This is a genomic window from Rhodococcus sp. NPDC003383 (assembly GCF_053589115.1).
Map to the genome: position 1 here is coordinate 1 of NZ_JBSFRG010000006.1, position 14,719 is coordinate 14,719.

Genomic DNA, 14,719 nt, shown 5'->3' on the forward strand with positions numbered 1-14,719 from the left:
AACAACAATCGGGCGGCGCAGTCCGCCCGCCGTCGGGCCGTCGACGCCCTTGCCCACACCGCGGCACGGGTGGGTGTGGTGGTGGTGTCGGTGCCGGCGCGGGGATCGTCGGCACGGTGTCCGGGCTGTGATGAGCCGCTGACCCGCCCCGGTGGCTATCACACGGCATGGTGCGAGGCGTGCAAGGTGGGTGGGAATCGTGATCATGTGGCGGCGGTGAACCTCGCCAAACGCGGCTTGGTGGGGCGCAGCAGAGCGGTCCGCACCCGCAGTGGGAGCGTGGAGATCCGGACCGCGGTGCACGCCCCGGTCCGGAAATGCCGGGACAAGACCGGTCCCACCCCGCGCAGGCCTCGGCATCGCCGGGTCCGCCGCAGTGTTCCCGCCGCGACACCCCCGAAGGGGGTGACACAGTCGAGGACTCGTCCTGCACCCGAAGCGTCGGTGTGGGACACGGTCGAGCCCGCAACATCGCACGATGGTGTGGTGGGTAGCCGTGAGGGACGTGGATCTTCACCGCCTGCCACGCCAGTGGCAGGAAGTATCAGATTTACGTAGACGCTGGGATGCGCCTGCGGCCTCGAGGACGCGACGGTAGGCGGGCACCGTGGCGTACGACCCGGCGGTCCCGGCGCATGCGATCCGGGCCTGCGCCACGTCGTCGTGGACCGCAACGGGCAGTCCGGCGACGACACGCGGCGCAGGCCGTCCCGCCTGCTGCGCCGCGGCGTGCAGGGCGGGCACGATCCGGGACTCGATCACCGACGCCGACGCCATCCACAGGATCGTGCCGTCGGCGTGACTACCCGCGACCCGCAGCATGCGCGGCGACATCGCCGACAGCAGCACGGGCACAGGATGGGCGACCGGCGTCATGCGCCCGGCGCTGCGCGTCGTCCACTCGGTGCCGCGCACGTCGACGTCGTCACCGCGGAGCAGAGCCGTGACGATGCCCACGTATTCCTCGGTGTTCGTGCCGGGCCGGTCGTAGGACAGGCCGTAGACGTCGCGGACCGAGGATTCGTGCGACGGGCCGAGCCCGAGGGTGAAGCCGGGCCGTCCCATTGCCTCGGCGGTCGCGGCCACCCGATTGGCCTGCAGCAGCGGGTGGCATGGATAGGTCTGCAGCACTGCCGTACCCAGTTCGATCGAGGTCGTGGCCCGTCCCGCGACCGCCATCGCGGCCAACGGATCGCCGAGCACACCACTGGCGAACCACAGCGACGCGAATCCGTCCGCTTCCGCCTGCTGCGCCTGCCGGACCACCTTGTCGGTCGACGCGGCGCCGCCTGTCAATCCGATTCGCATGCAAATCCTTTCGCCGACTTCGAGGAATACACGAAATTCTCCGCGGACAGAACCCGTTTCCCACCCGCGCGCGCCGGTGGCCGCCGACACACCGGTCGACCGCGCGGGCCGCGGCGCGGTGCGGCAGCATGGTCGTCATGACCACGTTGAGCGGATCCGAAGCCGTCGTCGTCGCGGGCGGACGAGCGACCCGGATGGGTGGCGTCGACAAACCGGCACTGGTCGTGCACGGCCGGCGCATGCTCGACAGCGCCCTCACCGCGGTCTCGGCCTGCCGGCGCGTCACCGTGGTCGGGCCGCCCCGCGACGACCTCGACCCCACGATCGGCCAGGTCCAGGAGACCCCCGCGGGCGGCGGTCCGGTGGCCGCGATCGCCGCCGCCCCGATCCCCCACGACGCGCCCGTCCTGACACTCGCGTCCGACCTGCCGTTCGTCACCGCGGACACGCTGATCGCCCTGCTCGACGCGCTGAGCGCCGATCCGGACGCGGACGCCGCGTTCGCCGTCGATGCGAACGGCCGCATCCAGTTCCTGCTCGCGGCCTGGCGCGGCGCCGCGCTCGCCACGCGTCTCGACGACCTCGCCGGCGAGGTCGCGAACCAGCCGATGAAGGCGCTGCTGCCGGACCGGTATGTGACGGTCCCCGTGTCCGGCACCGCGGACTGCGACACTCCCGAGGATCTGCACCGCGCCCGCTCCGCCCAGCCCGGGGCGGTCGCCGCGAACCCGGACCGTGCACGCGAGATCGTACGAAAAGCAATGCAGCCGTTGCCCGTTCGGACACTGCCGATACGCGAGTCACTCGGTGCGACCCTCGCGGCGCCCCTGGTCGCGGCGGAGGCGCTGCCGCCCGTCGCGGTGTCCGCGATGGACGGATACGCCGTCGCGGGCGACGAACCGTGGACCCTGCGCAGCGAGATCCGGCGCGCGGGTTCCGACAGCGGGTTCACCCTCACCGCCGGGCAGGCCGCGCGCATCGCGACCGGCGCGCATCTGCCGCCCGGCGCGACCGCGGTCGTGCGCGACGAACACGTCGACGTCGGCGAAGGCGGAATACTCCGCCGGCGCCCGGATACCCCCGTCCGCGACGACACCCGCCGGCGCGGCGAGGACTGGCAGCCCGGATTCGCTCTCGCGCAGCCGGGTACGGCGATCGATCCGGCGGTCGTGTCCGCCGCACTGAGCGGCGAGGTCACCGACGTCGAGGCGCGCGGGCCGGTGCGGGTGCACGTCGTCGTCAGCGGCGACGAGATCCGGCGCGACGGTCCGCTGCGCGCGGGTCAGACCCGCGACTCGCTCGGGCCGGTTCTCGCGCAGTTCGTCCGGTGGTGCGGCGCCGACGCAGTGAGCGAGGCGCACCTGCGCGACACCGAGGACGGGTTCGACCGGTTGCTGCGCGCAACCACGGACGTGGACACGATCGTCGTCGTCGGCGCGACCGGCGGGGGTGCCGCCGATCAGTTGCGCGGTGCGCTGGCGCGCGCCGGGGCACACATCGCCGTCGAACGCGTCCGGTGCAAACCGGGCGGTTCCCAGGTCGCCGCGGCACTACCGGACGGCCGAGCGGTGCTGGGCCTGCCGGGCAACCCGGTTGCGGCGATCGCAACGTTGCTGGTCATGCTGCCCGCGGTGATCGACGGCCGCACCTGCCGAACCCCGGCCGTGCCGTGGACGGCCCCGCTGGCAAACGCCTCGGAAGTGGTCGGCGATGTGACCCGACTGCTGCCCGCGCGGCGACTTCCCGACGGAACATGGCTGTGCGACAATGCGATCCGGACAGCACACCTCGCCGGGTTGATCGACCGGCAGGCGATCGCACTGGTTCCGCCGGGCGCGGTCGACGGCGATCTCGTCGAGATCGTGCCGCTGCCCCGAATGTGATCAGGCGGGCCATGCCGCCGTGCCGGCCACGTACACCCACCCGGACGTGAACGGCACCGCCCACGCGATCCGGTCCGGAGTCCCGTCGTAGGTCAATCGCGCACGACCCGAAGGCTCCCCGCTCGCGACCGTTCGAGCCCGCTCCACGATCGTATGTTCATCGAGCCACGTGGTCGCGAGGGGACAGTTCCCAACCGAACCCGGTTGTTGCTGGAATCCGGACCAACGATGCTCCACGAGATCGCCGCCGAGCACGAAGAACCCAGCAAGTCGTCGACCTACCACCACAGGGACGAACCACCTCTGCACGCTGCCGTCGGGATCCTCTATCGGGCGTGGAGTCGCGATTTCTCCGTGGAGTGCCACCCAAGATCCGGCCCGGCCGCAGTTGTAGAGAAGGTCGCGGGCTCGCGTCGCAATCGCGGCAACACACCGTTCGTCCATCAGGACAGTGTCACCCTTGCAGTAAAGGTTCGCCGGTACACCTGTGACGCGAAGTTCTCCCAGCGCGTGACGACTCCGGCGCCCGGTGGCCAAGGGTCGTACACCAGCAGTCCCTGCGTCGGTTCCGTCAGGACTTCCCCCCAGGTTTCGCTGAAGCCTGCGACCACACGAGAATGCCCCGGCACGAAACTGATCAGTGGCCTGTTAGATCTGATCTCGGACCTGAACCGAGCGAACGAGTTCGACTTGTACATCGTTGCGTCCAACGCATTTCCCGTCATCGCCTCGAGAACGGTGACGACATCCCCGTCGTTGGTGTAGGGCAGACCGCTCGGATGCGTCGGGGTTCCCAAGCCCAGTTCCCGGGCGAGCCGTTCCTGGGAATACTCGTAACGGTAGAAATCCAGCACCATCTGAACGCTGGCTGCCACACACCACAGACTCGTCTGCTGCCCATGCAATTCGAAGCAGACCTGGTGACCTGTATCCCCCCGCCCGAAGTGCAGTTCGCGTGTCAGGTGCACCCGGAGCAACTGAGAGATGTCGATTCGGTGGATCACAAAGGGATCCCGACCGAGGACGGTCAGAATCTCCCCCAGATCACGCAATGCGATTCCATAGCTTCGTTCGTGTTCGGATCGCACCTCGTCGGGCAGTTCGTCGACATACGACCAGCGTTCGAAGTTGGAGGGCGGCTCGGCACCGTCACGTTCTCCCGGGAGCACAGGAATCCAGGTAGCCAACTCGAGCAACCCCACCTCCTGCCCTTCCGCGAGGAACTGGACACCGATCTTCGGGTAGCTGTACGCGACGAAGCGCGTTTCGTCGAATCGCGGGTTCGGGGCTTGCCTTTCGAATGCGGTGACAGCCCGGCTGAGGAGCTCGTCCGGCGACCAGTCACCGTCCCCGACGGCAACAAGAAGTGCACCTATCGCCGGATGGACACCGATGTCCAGGTACGAACGTGAGACCTCGCTGCGTGTCTGTGATCTCGTGAACAACACTTCACCGTTCACGTCGAACACCGGAGTCCCGTCGACCTCGACGACGGCCCCCTCCAATGATTCCGGCAAGACACCGGCGGACAACAATAAACTCGCGTGCGCTGTCGCCAGCGCGGTGGATGTACTCGGGTCGAACTCGTTCGGAAACATGGCCTCTCCCTCGTCAGCGCGGCGTCGCCGCGTGTCTCGAGGACAGAGTGGGCTATGGGGAGCTCGTGGTCATGAGTACCTCACTACTCGAATCCGCCGCATACGGCGCGCAGTCAACCCTCAACGGGTGACGACGAGCCGCGCGCCCTCGTGGTAGCGCTGCGCGACGAGATCGACGATCGAGTCGGTGACACCGAGCGGCGCGGCGACCCCGTCGGCTCCCGCGTCGGCGAGCCGGGCATGGAACAGGCCGGGCGCGAGCAGGTACGAGGCGATGAACACCCTGCGCGCCCCCTGCGCACGCAGAGTTTCCACGACCTCGGGAACCCGGGGTGAGCCGGTCGCGACATATGCGATGCGCACGGTGGTACGTACCAGCGAGGACAGCATGCGGGCGGCGCTGCGCACGTCGCGCAGCGCGCGCGGATCGGACGAGCCGGCGGCGGCGAGGACCACTGCGTCCCCGGGTCGCCATCCGGCGGCCTCGAGCCGCTGCACGAGCACCTGAGCAAGGATCGGGTCGGGGCCGAGTGCTCGGGTCACCGACACCGCGGTGTGCCCGCTCGCCGCGACCTCCTGCGGGACGTCGCTGTGCACGTGGTAGCCGGACGCGAGGAACGCCGGCACCAGCACCGTGGGGCGGGACGAGTCGCGCAGGACCTCTGCCGGCGACGGACCGAGCACGTCCACGAACGCGACGCGGGTGGGGCCGACCCGCCCGGCGACGGCGTCGGCGAGCGAGGCGATCATGTCGACACCGCGCGGATTGCGGGTGCCGTGGGCGACGAGCAGCAACTGGGGTCGAGTCATCAGCGCATATCCTCCGGGTCGACGGCGAGGCGGTAACCCCGCTTGACGACGGTCTGCACGATCGCAGGCGCGCCGAGCGACGACCGCAGTCGCGCCACGGCGGTCTCGACCGCGTGGGTGTCTCCCCCACCGCCGGGAAGGGCGGCGAGCAGCTCCTCGCGCGCGACGACCCGTCCGGGACGGGACGCGAGCGTGCGGAGCAGGGCCATTCCGGCCGGGGCGAGGCAGCGCTTCTCCTCGTCGACGATGACGCAACGTCCGCGCATACCCAGGACGTGCCCGCCGGCTTCGATGCGGACAGCTCGGCGGGGCAGTTCTTCGGCGAGGTGCCGGGCCAGGGAACCGAGGCGGGCCCGGGCCGGCATGGTGACCGGCACGTCGAGTGCGGCGAGCGGCGCGGCCGTGACGGGGCCGACGCACACCGCGGTGACGCCGCTGCGCATCGCGCGCAACACCAGTTCGAGCATTCCGGTCTGCTTGGCCCGCATCAGCAGGGACGCCACCGCCGGTGCGCTGGTGAAGCTGACCGCGTCGAGCCCGTAGTCGGCGATCTGTTCGATGAGCCGGTCCAGCGCGGTCGGGTCCTCCGGCGGGGTCCACCGGTAGACCGGGACGGCGACGACCTCGGCACCGGCCGCGCGCAGTTCCTCGCACAGGTCGGCGCCGGGTTCCCATTCGGTGCGCTCGCCGTGCAGCTGCACCGCGATGCGCTGCCCCTCGACGCCCTCGGCGAGCAGGTGGGCGAGCACCTCGGCCGACGATTCCGAAGCCGGGGACCACTCCTCCCGCAGCTCGGCGGCGCGGATCGCGCCGGTCACCTTCGGGCCGCGCGCCAGAATCCGGCTGCCGCCGAGGGCCTCGGTGAGATCCTCGGACAGGCCCCAGCCCTCCGCCGCACCGATCCAGCCCCGGAATCCGATCGCCGTGGTGGCGACCGTGATGTCCGGCGGGTTCGCGATGATGTCGCGGGTGACCCGTTCGAGCTCGGTGTCGTCGGACAGCGGGATGATGCGGATCGCCGGGGCGAGGACGACCTCCGCGCCGCGGCGGGTGAGCAGCGTCGTGAACTCCTCCGCGCGGCGCGACGCGGTCACCCCGATGGTGAATCCCCGCAACGGCTCGGTGCCGTCGCTCACGAAAGCTCGCCGGCGTCGGCGGCGCCCGGAATCCGCTTGCTGTGGATCTGCACCACGCCGGCCCAGACACGCACGTCGTACACCGGCAGCGACACCTCGGGGTCGTCGAGGCAACGACCGTCGTTGAGTGAGAACACCTGCTTGAGCAGCGGGGAGGCCACGGTCGGCTCGCCCGCCCGGTCCCCGACGAGTCCGCGCGACATCACCGCGGCGCGGGCGTACGGATCGATGTTGCCGACGGCACGCAGCGTGCCGTCGTCGAGCAGGAACAGCGCCACCTGCTCGCCCCCGCGCAGCAGTACCGCGACTCCACAGCCGGGTACCAGCCGGCTGAGCGGGCACGCAGACGTCCATTCCAAGCGGCCGTCGAACACGCTCTGGCGCGTCGTTCCCGCTGCGCCGTGCATCTCGATGACGGTCATAGGTCCTCCCTCGAAAGTACTGACGAAATCATCCGGGTCCGGTGTTTCAGGCGAGTTACCCGGAGATTCCCGGCCGGTAAGCGGGCATCCCGACCAGGACGGGAACCTTCCGCTTCCCGGTCTCGTCGAACTGAACGGTCGGGTCGGCCTCGTCGGGTGCGTTGACGAACGAGACGAACCGGGCGAGCTTCTCCGGGTCCTCGAGCACGCCGGCCCACTCGTCGCGGTAGCCCTCGACGTGCTTGGCCATCGCGGCCTCGAGTTCGGCGGCGATACCGAGGCTGTCCTCGCACACGACCTCACGGAGGTGGTCGAGACCGCCCTCCATGGCCTCCAGCCACGGCGCGGTGCGCTGCAGCCGGTCCGCGGTGCGGATGTAGAACATCAGGAACCGGTCGATGTACTTGACGAGGGTGTCGTCGTCGAGACCCCCGGCGAGCAACTGCGCGTGCTTGGGCGACTGGCCGCCGTTGCCGCACACGTACAGGTTCCAGCCGCTCTCGGTGGCGATGACACCGACGTCCTTGCCGCGGGCCTCCGCGCATTCCCGGGCGCAGCCGGAGACACCGAACTTGAGCTTGTGCGGCGAACGAAGGCCGCGGTAGCGCAGCTCCAGGTCGACGGCCATCCCGACGGAGTCCTGCACGCCGTACCGGCACCACGTCGAACCGACGCAGCTCTTCACGGTCCGCAGCGACTTGCCGTAGGCCTGCCCCGACTCCATGCCGGCGTCGACGAGCCGCTTCCAGATCAGCGGCAGCTGCTCGACGCGCGCACCGAACAGGTCGATCCGCTGGCCGCCGGTCATCTTCACGTAGAGCCCGAAGTCGCGGGCCACCTCGCCGATCACGATCAACTGTTCCGGGGTGCACTCGCCGCCCGGCATGCGCGGCACCACCGAGTAGGTGCCGTTCTTCTGGATGTTCGCGAGGAAGTGGTCGTTGGTGTCCTGCAGACCGGCCTGCTTCGGGTGCAGGATGTGGTCCGAGTCGGTGGAGGCGAGGATCGAGGCGACCACCGGCTTGCAGATGTCGCACCCCGAGCCCTTGCCGTACCTGGCGATCAGCGCGGAGAACGTGCGGATTCCGGTGGCCTGGACGATCTCGAACAGCTCGGCGCGGGACTGCTCGAAGTGTTCGCACAGCGCCTTGCTGAGCTCCACCCCGGACGACGCGAGCAGCTGCTTGATGGTCGGCAGGCAGCCACCGCAGGTGGTACCGGCGTTCGTGCACGCCTTGACCTGCGCGATGTCGCAGGCCCCCTCCGAGATCGCGCCGCAGATCGTGCCCTTCGTGACGCCGTTGCACGAGCAGACCTCGGCGTCGTCCGGCAACGAGCCGGCGCCGGGCTTCTCCCCGGCCGGGGAGATCAGGGCTGCGGGGTCGCCGGGCAGCTCCCGCCCGACGAGCGGCCGCAGCGACCCGTACGCCGAGGCGTCGCCGACGAGGATGCCGCCGAGCAGGATCTTCGCGTCGTCCGAGACGACGAGCTTGGCGTAGGTGCCCTTCGCGGCGTCGGACAGCACCACCTCGAGCGCACCCGGGGTGGTCGCGTGGGCGTCGCCGAAGCTGGCGACATCGACGCCGAGCAGCTTGAGCTTCGTGGACAGGTCGGCGCCGGGGAACTCGGCGTCGCCGCCGAGCAGACGGTCGGCGACGACCTCGGCGGTGCTGTAGCCGGGGGCGACGAGGCCGTAGCAGGTGCCTTCGACGGCCGCGCACTCGCCGACCGCGTACACCGACTCGTCGGTGACGCTGCGGCAGCCGATGTCGGTGAGGATGCCGCCGCGTGCGCCGACCTCGAGGCCGGTGTCGCGGGCGAGCGCATCCTGCGGGCGGACACCGGCCGAGAACACCAGCACCGAAGCGTCGATGACGGAACCGTCGGACAGTTCGACCTTCAGCCCTGCGGGACCTTCGGTGATCGCCGAGGTGCCGACCCCGGTGTGCACGGTCAGGCCCAGGTCGGTCACGAGCCGGGCCAGCACGTTGCCGCCGCCCTCGTCGACCTGCAGCGGCATCAGCCGGGGCGCGAACTCGACGACGTGCGGCGTCATGCCCATCAGCTTCAGGGCGTTGGCGGCCTCGAGGCCGAGCAGGCCACCGCCTACCACCACACCCACGGCACCGGGTCCGGCGGCGTCGGCCGCGGCCCGGATGCCGTCGAGGTCGTCGAGGGTGCGGTAGACGAACGTGCCGGGCAGGTCCTTGCCGGGGATCGGCGGCACGAACGGATACGAACCGGTGGCCATGACGAGCGCGTCGTACCCGATCACCTCGCCGCCGTCGGTGGTGACGGTGCGCGCGGCGCGGTCGATCGCCGCGGCGCGCGTGCCGAGCTTCAGGTCGACGAGGTCGTCACCGTCGTAGGTGTTGCCGGCGAGCGCGAGTTCCTTCGCATCCCACGAGCCGACGTAGGAGGACAGACCGACGCGGTCGTAGGCAGGCTGCGTCTCCTCGCTCAACACCGTCACCGACCAGGTGTCGTGCTCGTCGCGGGCGCGCAGCGCTTCGACGAAGCGGTGTCCGACCATTCCGTGTCCGACGACGACAACGTTCTTGCGGCTCATGGGATTTCGCTTTCTCTCGTGCAGGGTGGATCAGTGCCGGGGTACGGCGTCAGACGACCGGGACGGACGGACGGTCCGCTTCGGCGGTCTCGGTGACGGCCGCCGTGCGGGGGGTGCGGAGGAAGACCAGCCAGGTGACGGCGATGCACACCAGGTAGAAGGCCCCGAAGACCCAGAAGGCCATCGTCGCGGACTTCGCCTCGCCGGCGTAGGAGGCGCGGAGCACCAGGTTGATGCCGACGCCGCCGAGTCCGCCGATCGCGCCGGCGAAGCCGATGAGCGCGCCGGACATGGTGCGCGACCAGACCGCCTTGGCTGCGCGGTCGAGGTGGTCGAGGCTCTGTGCCTTGGCTTCGAAGATCGACGGGATCATCTTGTACACCGAGCCGTTGCCGATACCCGACAGCAGGAACAGTGCGATGAAGCCGAGGACGTAGGCGGTCATGATGCCGCCGGTGGGGGCACCCGCCGACGCGTCGTCGAGGACACCGGCGACGATCAGGACACCGGCCGCCAATGCCATCGCGGCGAAGGTGACCATCGTGATGCGGCCGCCGCCGATGCGGTCTGCGAGCTTGCCGCCGTAGGGACGGGAGATCGAACCGAGCAGCGGGCCGATGAACGCGATCTGCGCGGCGTGCAGTGCTGCCTGGGCGGGCGTGTCACCACCGGCGAGGAAGTTGATCTGCAGGACCTGGCCGAACGCGAAGCTGAAGCCGATGAACGAGCCGAACGTGCCGATGTAGAGGAAGGACACGATCCACGAGTCGCGGAACTTCAGGGCCTCGCCCATCGCCCGCAGGTCCGCCTTCTGACCGCCGAGGTTGTCCATGAACAACGCCGCTCCGACCGCCGCGACACCGCACGCCACCAGGTAGACGGCGCACACGATCCACGGTTCGGTGTTGCCGACGGTGGCGATGACGAGCAGACCGATGAGCTGGACGACCGGCACACCGATGTTGCCGCCGCCGGCGTTGAGTCCGAGCGCCCAGCCCTTCAGGCGCTGCGGGTAGAACGCGTTGATGTTGGTCATCGACGAGGCGAAGTTGCCACCGCCGACACCGGCGATCGCGGCGACCAGCATGAACGTGGTGTACGAGTAGCCGGGGTTGAGCATCAGGTAGAGCGTTGCCAGCAGCGGCACGAACAGCACCAGCGCGCTGAAGATCGTCCAGTTGCGGCCACCGAAACGCGCCGTCGCGACGGTGTAGGGAATGCGCAGGAGCGAGCCGACCAGCGTCGGCACCGCCACCAGGAAGAACTTGCCGGCGGCGTCGATGCCGTAGACGTCGGTGGGCATGAACAGGACCATGACCGACCAGATGGACCACACCGAGAAACCGACGTGCTCGGCGATGACGGACCAGATCAGGTTCCGCTTCGCGATGTCCTTGTTACCGGACTCCCACGCCTCGACGTCTTCGGCGTCCCAGTGCTCGATGTTGTGCTTCCGCGCGAATTTCGCTCGCAGCGTTTCGTTTTCGATAGTCGCAGCCACCCCGCCCCACCTCTCTCGGATTCGTGATGAACCCAAGGTAGGAAGTGGGTGTTGCCGCGGTGCTGCCCGCGGTGACCTCCGCGTCAAGAGTTTCTCACTCACGCGCAGGCCACCCTGTGAGGGCGAACTACAGCAACAGCCGCACCAGATCGGAGGTGTGCGCGAGACCGGGGAACGCCTCCTCGGTCGACCGCGGATGCAGCGCGTGCACGGCCAACCGGAACATCACGGCACGCAACAGCATCTGGGGCCATTCGGGCAGATCGTCCCAGCGGGCGATCAGCGCGTCGTCGGCGCCACCCCAGGACAGGGCGTCGACGACGGCCACGGCCGCCGCCCACGACGCGGGCCGCCAGTAGGGCGTGATGTCGGTCAGCCCGGGAGCGGCCCGACCCGCGAACAGGACGGTCCCGAACAGATCGCCGTGCACGAGCTGGTCCGGCAGATGGACGGGTTTACGGAAGGTCGCGAGCTGATTGATGAGATCCAGGCTCTTGCGTCCGTCCGGTGTGGTGGTCTCCGGCGCCCCGGCCGCCCGCGCCGAACGCATCGGCACGGTCTCCCAGGCTGCCCGGTCGGCGGCGACGAACACGTCGACGTCGGCCCACGGCGCGACCGGCGGCTGCATCAGGAACCGGGGACGCTCGAGTTGCGCGGTCGCGGCGTGCAGACGCAACGACAGCGACACCACCTCGTCGTGGCGCGGTTCCGAGGTGCCGACGATGTAGGTGTCGGCGCGCCACCCGGACACGACGTATCGGCCGTCCGTGGAACGGACCGGGCGGGCCAGACGCAGCCCGTCGACGCTGAGTGTCTCGCGGACCTTCGCCGACCACGCCGCGCGGGCGTGATCGGCCACCGGAGAGAGCACCACGTCTCCACATCGCCAGCCGCCGTCCCAGTCCGAGCCGAGCGGTACCGGTTCGACGTCGCGGAGGCCGAACGTGGAGCGCACGTGCTGCGGGGGTTCGAGTGAGCTCACGACGCTCACCGTACCGTCGTGCACGGCGCGATCCGGGAAGGCACTCCGTTGTCGATGATCACAGGATCCTGCGCCCACAGAATTCTGTGACCGGGGACAACGTGAGAGTACTCAGTACAGCGGCAGCGAGGGATCGACCTGCTGTGCCCACGCGACGACCCCGCCCTGCAGGTGGGTCGCGTCCGCGAATCCGGCCCGTTTGAGTGCGGCGAGCACCTCCGCGGACCGGATACCGGTCTTGCAGTACGCGACGAGCGGAACGTTCTGCGGAAGCTCCGCGAGTGCCTCACCGGACAGGATGCGGTCCTTGGGAATCAGGCGGGCGCCCTCGATGTGCATGATGTCCCACTCGACGGGTTCCCGGACGTCGATGAGCGCGAGTTCACGGCCGGAGTCGAGCATGTCGCGCAATTCCGTTGCGGTGACGGTGGATTCGGCGGCGGCGGCCACACCCTCCTCGGACACCACCCCGCAGAACTCGTCGTAGTCGACGAGTTCGGTGACCGGGACGCGGCCGGGATCCCGGCGCAACGTGACGGTCCGGAACGTCATCGAGAGTGCGTCGTAGATCATCAGCCGGCCCAGCAGGGTGTCACCGATACCGGTGATGAGCTTGATCGCCTCGGTGGCCATGATGCACCCGACGGTGCCGGGCAGCACACCGAGCACCCCGCCCTCGGCGCACGAGGGCACCATGCCGGGCGGCGGCGCCTCCGGGTACAGGTCGCGGTAGTTCAGGCCCACCCCGCCCGGCGCATCCTCCCAGAACACCGACACCTGACCTTCGAACCGGAAGATCGATCCCCACACGTACGGCTTGCCGGCGAGGATCGCGGCGTCGTTGACGAGATAGCGGGTCGCGAAGTTGTCGGTGCCGTCGACGATGAGGTCGTACTCCCGGAAGATCTCGACCGCGTTGGTGGTGTCGAGGCGTACCGGGTGCAGACGAACCTCGACGGTGTCGTTGATGCCGGCGATGGTCTCGCGGGCGCTCTCCCCCTTCGACCGGCCGACGTCGGCCTGTCCGTGGATGATCTGGCGCTGCAGATTGGAGCTGTCGACCTCGTCGAACTCGACGATGCCGATCGTGCCGACCCCGGCCGCGGCCAGATACAGCAGCGCCGGGGACCCGAGGCCGCCCGCGCCGATGAACAGCACCTTCGCGTTGCGGAGCCGCTTCTGCCCGGCGACCCCCACATTCGGGATGATCAGGTGCCGGCTGTAGCGGGCCACGTCCTCGCGGGTCAGCTCGGCGGCGGGTTCCACCAGCGGTGGCAGTGCGGTCACGACAGGCTCCTCGGCGCGCTCGACGGTTCGACGCCCATTCTCACATCGGATGCCGCGACGGGCCGGACGCCGGGTTCACCCGCGTGGGAACGGCCAGGGATTGAACCGGCAGATCAGCCCGTCCGCGGGCACGACTCCCCCCGGATCCACGCGGGCGATGTCGTCGTTCGCGATCCCGAACGTCTGCTGCATCATGATCGGCGCGAGGCCACCCTGGCTCCGGCACGGTTCGTGCGCGGCGAAGCCGATGGCGTGCCCGATCTCGTGGTTGATCTGATACTGCCGGTACGAGCCGATGTCGCCCTGGAAGGCGACCGCGCCGCGCACCCACCTGGCCTCGTTGAGCAGCACCCGCTCGGCGCCGGGGTTGAAACACGATCCCTCGAGGGGGATGTCGAAACCGCAGTACTGACGGATGCTCATCTGCGAGGTGAGCGAGACCCGGAAGTCGGGGTCGCCGGTGTCGACCCGCCGGAACGCGAAGTCGGGGCTGTTCGTCCAGCTCTTCGGGTTGGCGAGGGTCTCGTCGACCATCCGGCCGAACGCGGCTTCACCGCCGTACCCGGTCGCGTCCACCCCGTCCTCGACCTCGACCGTGTAGGTGTACACCTTCTTCGTGCCGGCGCCGACCTGCGCGGTGGTGCCCGGCACCATGTGCCAGGTACCCGCGCCGGTCACGGTGAACGGCCCGCCGTCGGGAAGCTCGCCGGGTCCGGTGCCGGCCGGGAACAGGCCGTCCGGCTGCGGCACCTCGGCCACGGTGGCCTCGTCCGCAGCGACCGGGTCGTCGGATTGCGCCGGTACCGCGCGCACGGCGTCCCACACGACGAAGCCGGTGACGGCGACGAGGACAGGGATGGCGTAAGCCCGCCACCCGTAGGTCGAGACGAAGCGTCCCACCTTGGACTGCTTGCGGACGTCGCGATCCGGACGCGGACGCCGGGGCGGCCGATCCGCTCCTCCGACGGGGTCCCATTGCGCGCGCAAGGGCTGATGTGACGTCCGGTGCGATGGTGCTCCGGATGCCCGGTGTGGCGTCTGCGGGGCGTCGGGTGGGGCGCCTGCCGCTCGCAATCCTCCTCGGTCGGTCACGGGTGCCAGAATGTCACATCGCGCAAATTCGTCGGTGAAGTCGCTCCTCGGCCCGCTTGAAGTACCCGCCGCGGGGATACTCGTCGGTAGGGCGGTACGCACCCGCAAGGTGCCCTGCCTGTAACCTGCAA

13 protein-coding genes are annotated in these 14,719 nt (G+C 69.6%); 2 read left to right on the forward strand and 11 right to left on the reverse strand.

Going from position 1 to position 14,719, the window contains the following annotated elements:
• The first annotated feature begins 90 nt into the window (after window positions 1–90).
• Window positions 91–558: a hypothetical protein gene (locus tag ACWDTS_RS07445; protein ID WP_450117959.1), complete on the forward strand. Its 468-nt coding sequence runs from the start codon at window positions 91–93 to the stop codon at window positions 556–558.
• Here the strand turns inward: ACWDTS_RS07445 and ACWDTS_RS07450 are convergent.
• Window positions 514–1,308 (reverse strand): TIGR03564 family F420-dependent LLM class oxidoreductase, encoded by a 795-nt coding sequence (locus tag ACWDTS_RS07450; protein WP_450108576.1) that lies wholly within the window; start codon window positions 1,306–1,308, stop codon window positions 514–516. The two genes, ACWDTS_RS07445 and ACWDTS_RS07450, sit on opposite strands and share 45 nt — an antisense overlap.
• A 137-nt stretch (window positions 1,309–1,445) precedes the next feature.
• Between ACWDTS_RS07450 and ACWDTS_RS07455 the strand changes: the two genes are divergently transcribed.
• Window positions 1,446–3,191 (forward strand): NTP transferase domain-containing protein, encoded by a 1,746-nt coding sequence (locus tag ACWDTS_RS07455; protein ID WP_450108577.1) that lies wholly within the window; start codon window positions 1,446–1,448, stop codon window positions 3,189–3,191.
• Here the strand turns inward: ACWDTS_RS07455 and ACWDTS_RS07460 are convergent, their stop codons facing one another.
• The 10 genes from ACWDTS_RS07460 to ACWDTS_RS07505 all read right to left on the reverse strand — a co-directional run bounded on the left by ACWDTS_RS07460 (window position 3,192) and on the right by ACWDTS_RS07505 (window position 14,588).
• Window positions 3,192–3,338: a hypothetical protein gene (locus ACWDTS_RS07460; protein ID WP_450108578.1), complete on the reverse strand. Its 147-nt coding sequence runs from the start codon at window positions 3,336–3,338 to the stop codon at window positions 3,192–3,194.
• 296 nt (window positions 3,339–3,634) lie between these two features.
• Window positions 3,635–4,393 carry a C39 family peptidase gene (locus tag ACWDTS_RS07465; protein WP_450117889.1) on the reverse strand — a complete coding sequence of 253 codons (759 nt, stop codon included), beginning with the start codon at window positions 4,391–4,393 and terminating at the stop codon, window positions 3,635–3,637.
• 516 nt (window positions 4,394–4,909) lie between these two features.
• Window positions 4,910–5,599 (reverse strand): sirohydrochlorin chelatase, encoded by a 690-nt coding sequence (locus ACWDTS_RS07470; RefSeq protein WP_450108580.1) that lies wholly within the window; start codon window positions 5,597–5,599, stop codon window positions 4,910–4,912.
• Window positions 5,599–6,735 (reverse strand): uroporphyrinogen-III synthase, encoded by a 1,137-nt coding sequence (locus ACWDTS_RS07475; RefSeq protein WP_197252794.1) that lies wholly within the window; start codon window positions 6,733–6,735, stop codon window positions 5,599–5,601. The genes ACWDTS_RS07470 and ACWDTS_RS07475 overlap by 1 nt, the downstream gene beginning before the upstream one ends.
• Entirely contained in the window at window positions 6,732–7,157 is a 426-nt protein-coding gene (gene nirD, locus ACWDTS_RS07480) for a nitrite reductase small subunit NirD (protein WP_450117890.1), read from the reverse strand. The genes ACWDTS_RS07475 and nirD overlap by 4 nt, the downstream gene beginning before the upstream one ends.
• A gap of 55 nt (window positions 7,158–7,212) precedes the next feature.
• Window positions 7,213–9,726, reverse strand: a complete 2,514-nt coding sequence (gene nirB, locus ACWDTS_RS07485) for a nitrite reductase large subunit NirB (RefSeq protein ID WP_248673276.1) — start codon at window positions 9,724–9,726, stop codon at window positions 7,213–7,215.
• Between the two features lie 49 nt (window positions 9,727–9,775).
• A complete protein-coding gene (locus tag ACWDTS_RS07490; RefSeq protein ID WP_248673275.1) occupies window positions 9,776–11,227 on the reverse strand; it encodes an MFS transporter in 1,452 nt (483 codons plus the stop codon).
• Window positions 11,228–11,354: 127 nt separating this feature from the next.
• Window positions 11,355–12,209 (reverse strand): TIGR02569 family protein, encoded by an 855-nt coding sequence (locus ACWDTS_RS07495; RefSeq protein ID WP_248673274.1) that lies wholly within the window; start codon window positions 12,207–12,209, stop codon window positions 11,355–11,357.
• Between the two features lie 111 nt (window positions 12,210–12,320).
• A complete protein-coding gene (gene moeZ, locus ACWDTS_RS07500; RefSeq protein WP_450117891.1) occupies window positions 12,321–13,496 on the reverse strand; it encodes an adenylyltransferase/sulfurtransferase MoeZ in 1,176 nt (391 codons plus the stop codon).
• A 75-nt stretch (window positions 13,497–13,571) separates the two neighbouring features.
• Window positions 13,572–14,588 carry a DUF3152 domain-containing protein gene (locus tag ACWDTS_RS07505; RefSeq protein WP_450117892.1) on the reverse strand — a complete coding sequence of 339 codons (1,017 nt, stop codon included), beginning with the start codon at window positions 14,586–14,588 and terminating at the stop codon, window positions 13,572–13,574.
• Between the last annotated feature and the right edge of the window lie 131 nt (window positions 14,589–14,719).

Coding starts and splice junctions, on each gene's coding strand:
- ACWDTS_RS07455 (WP_450108577.1), top strand. CDS start 1,446: ATGACCACGTTGAGCGGATCCGAAGCCGTCGTCGTCGCGGGCGGACGA.
- ACWDTS_RS07470 (WP_450108580.1), bottom strand. CDS start 5,599: ATGACTCGACCCCAGTTGCTGCTCGTCGCCCACGGCACCCGCAATCCG.
- ACWDTS_RS07450 (WP_450108576.1), bottom strand. CDS start 1,308: ATGCGAATCGGATTGACAGGCGGCGCCGCGTCGACCGACAAGGTGGTC.
- nirB (WP_248673276.1), bottom strand. CDS start 9,726: ATGAGCCGCAAGAACGTTGTCGTCGTCGGACACGGAATGGTCGGACAC.
- nirD (WP_450117890.1), bottom strand. CDS start 7,157: ATGACCGTCATCGAGATGCACGGCGCAGCGGGAACGACGCGCCAGAGC.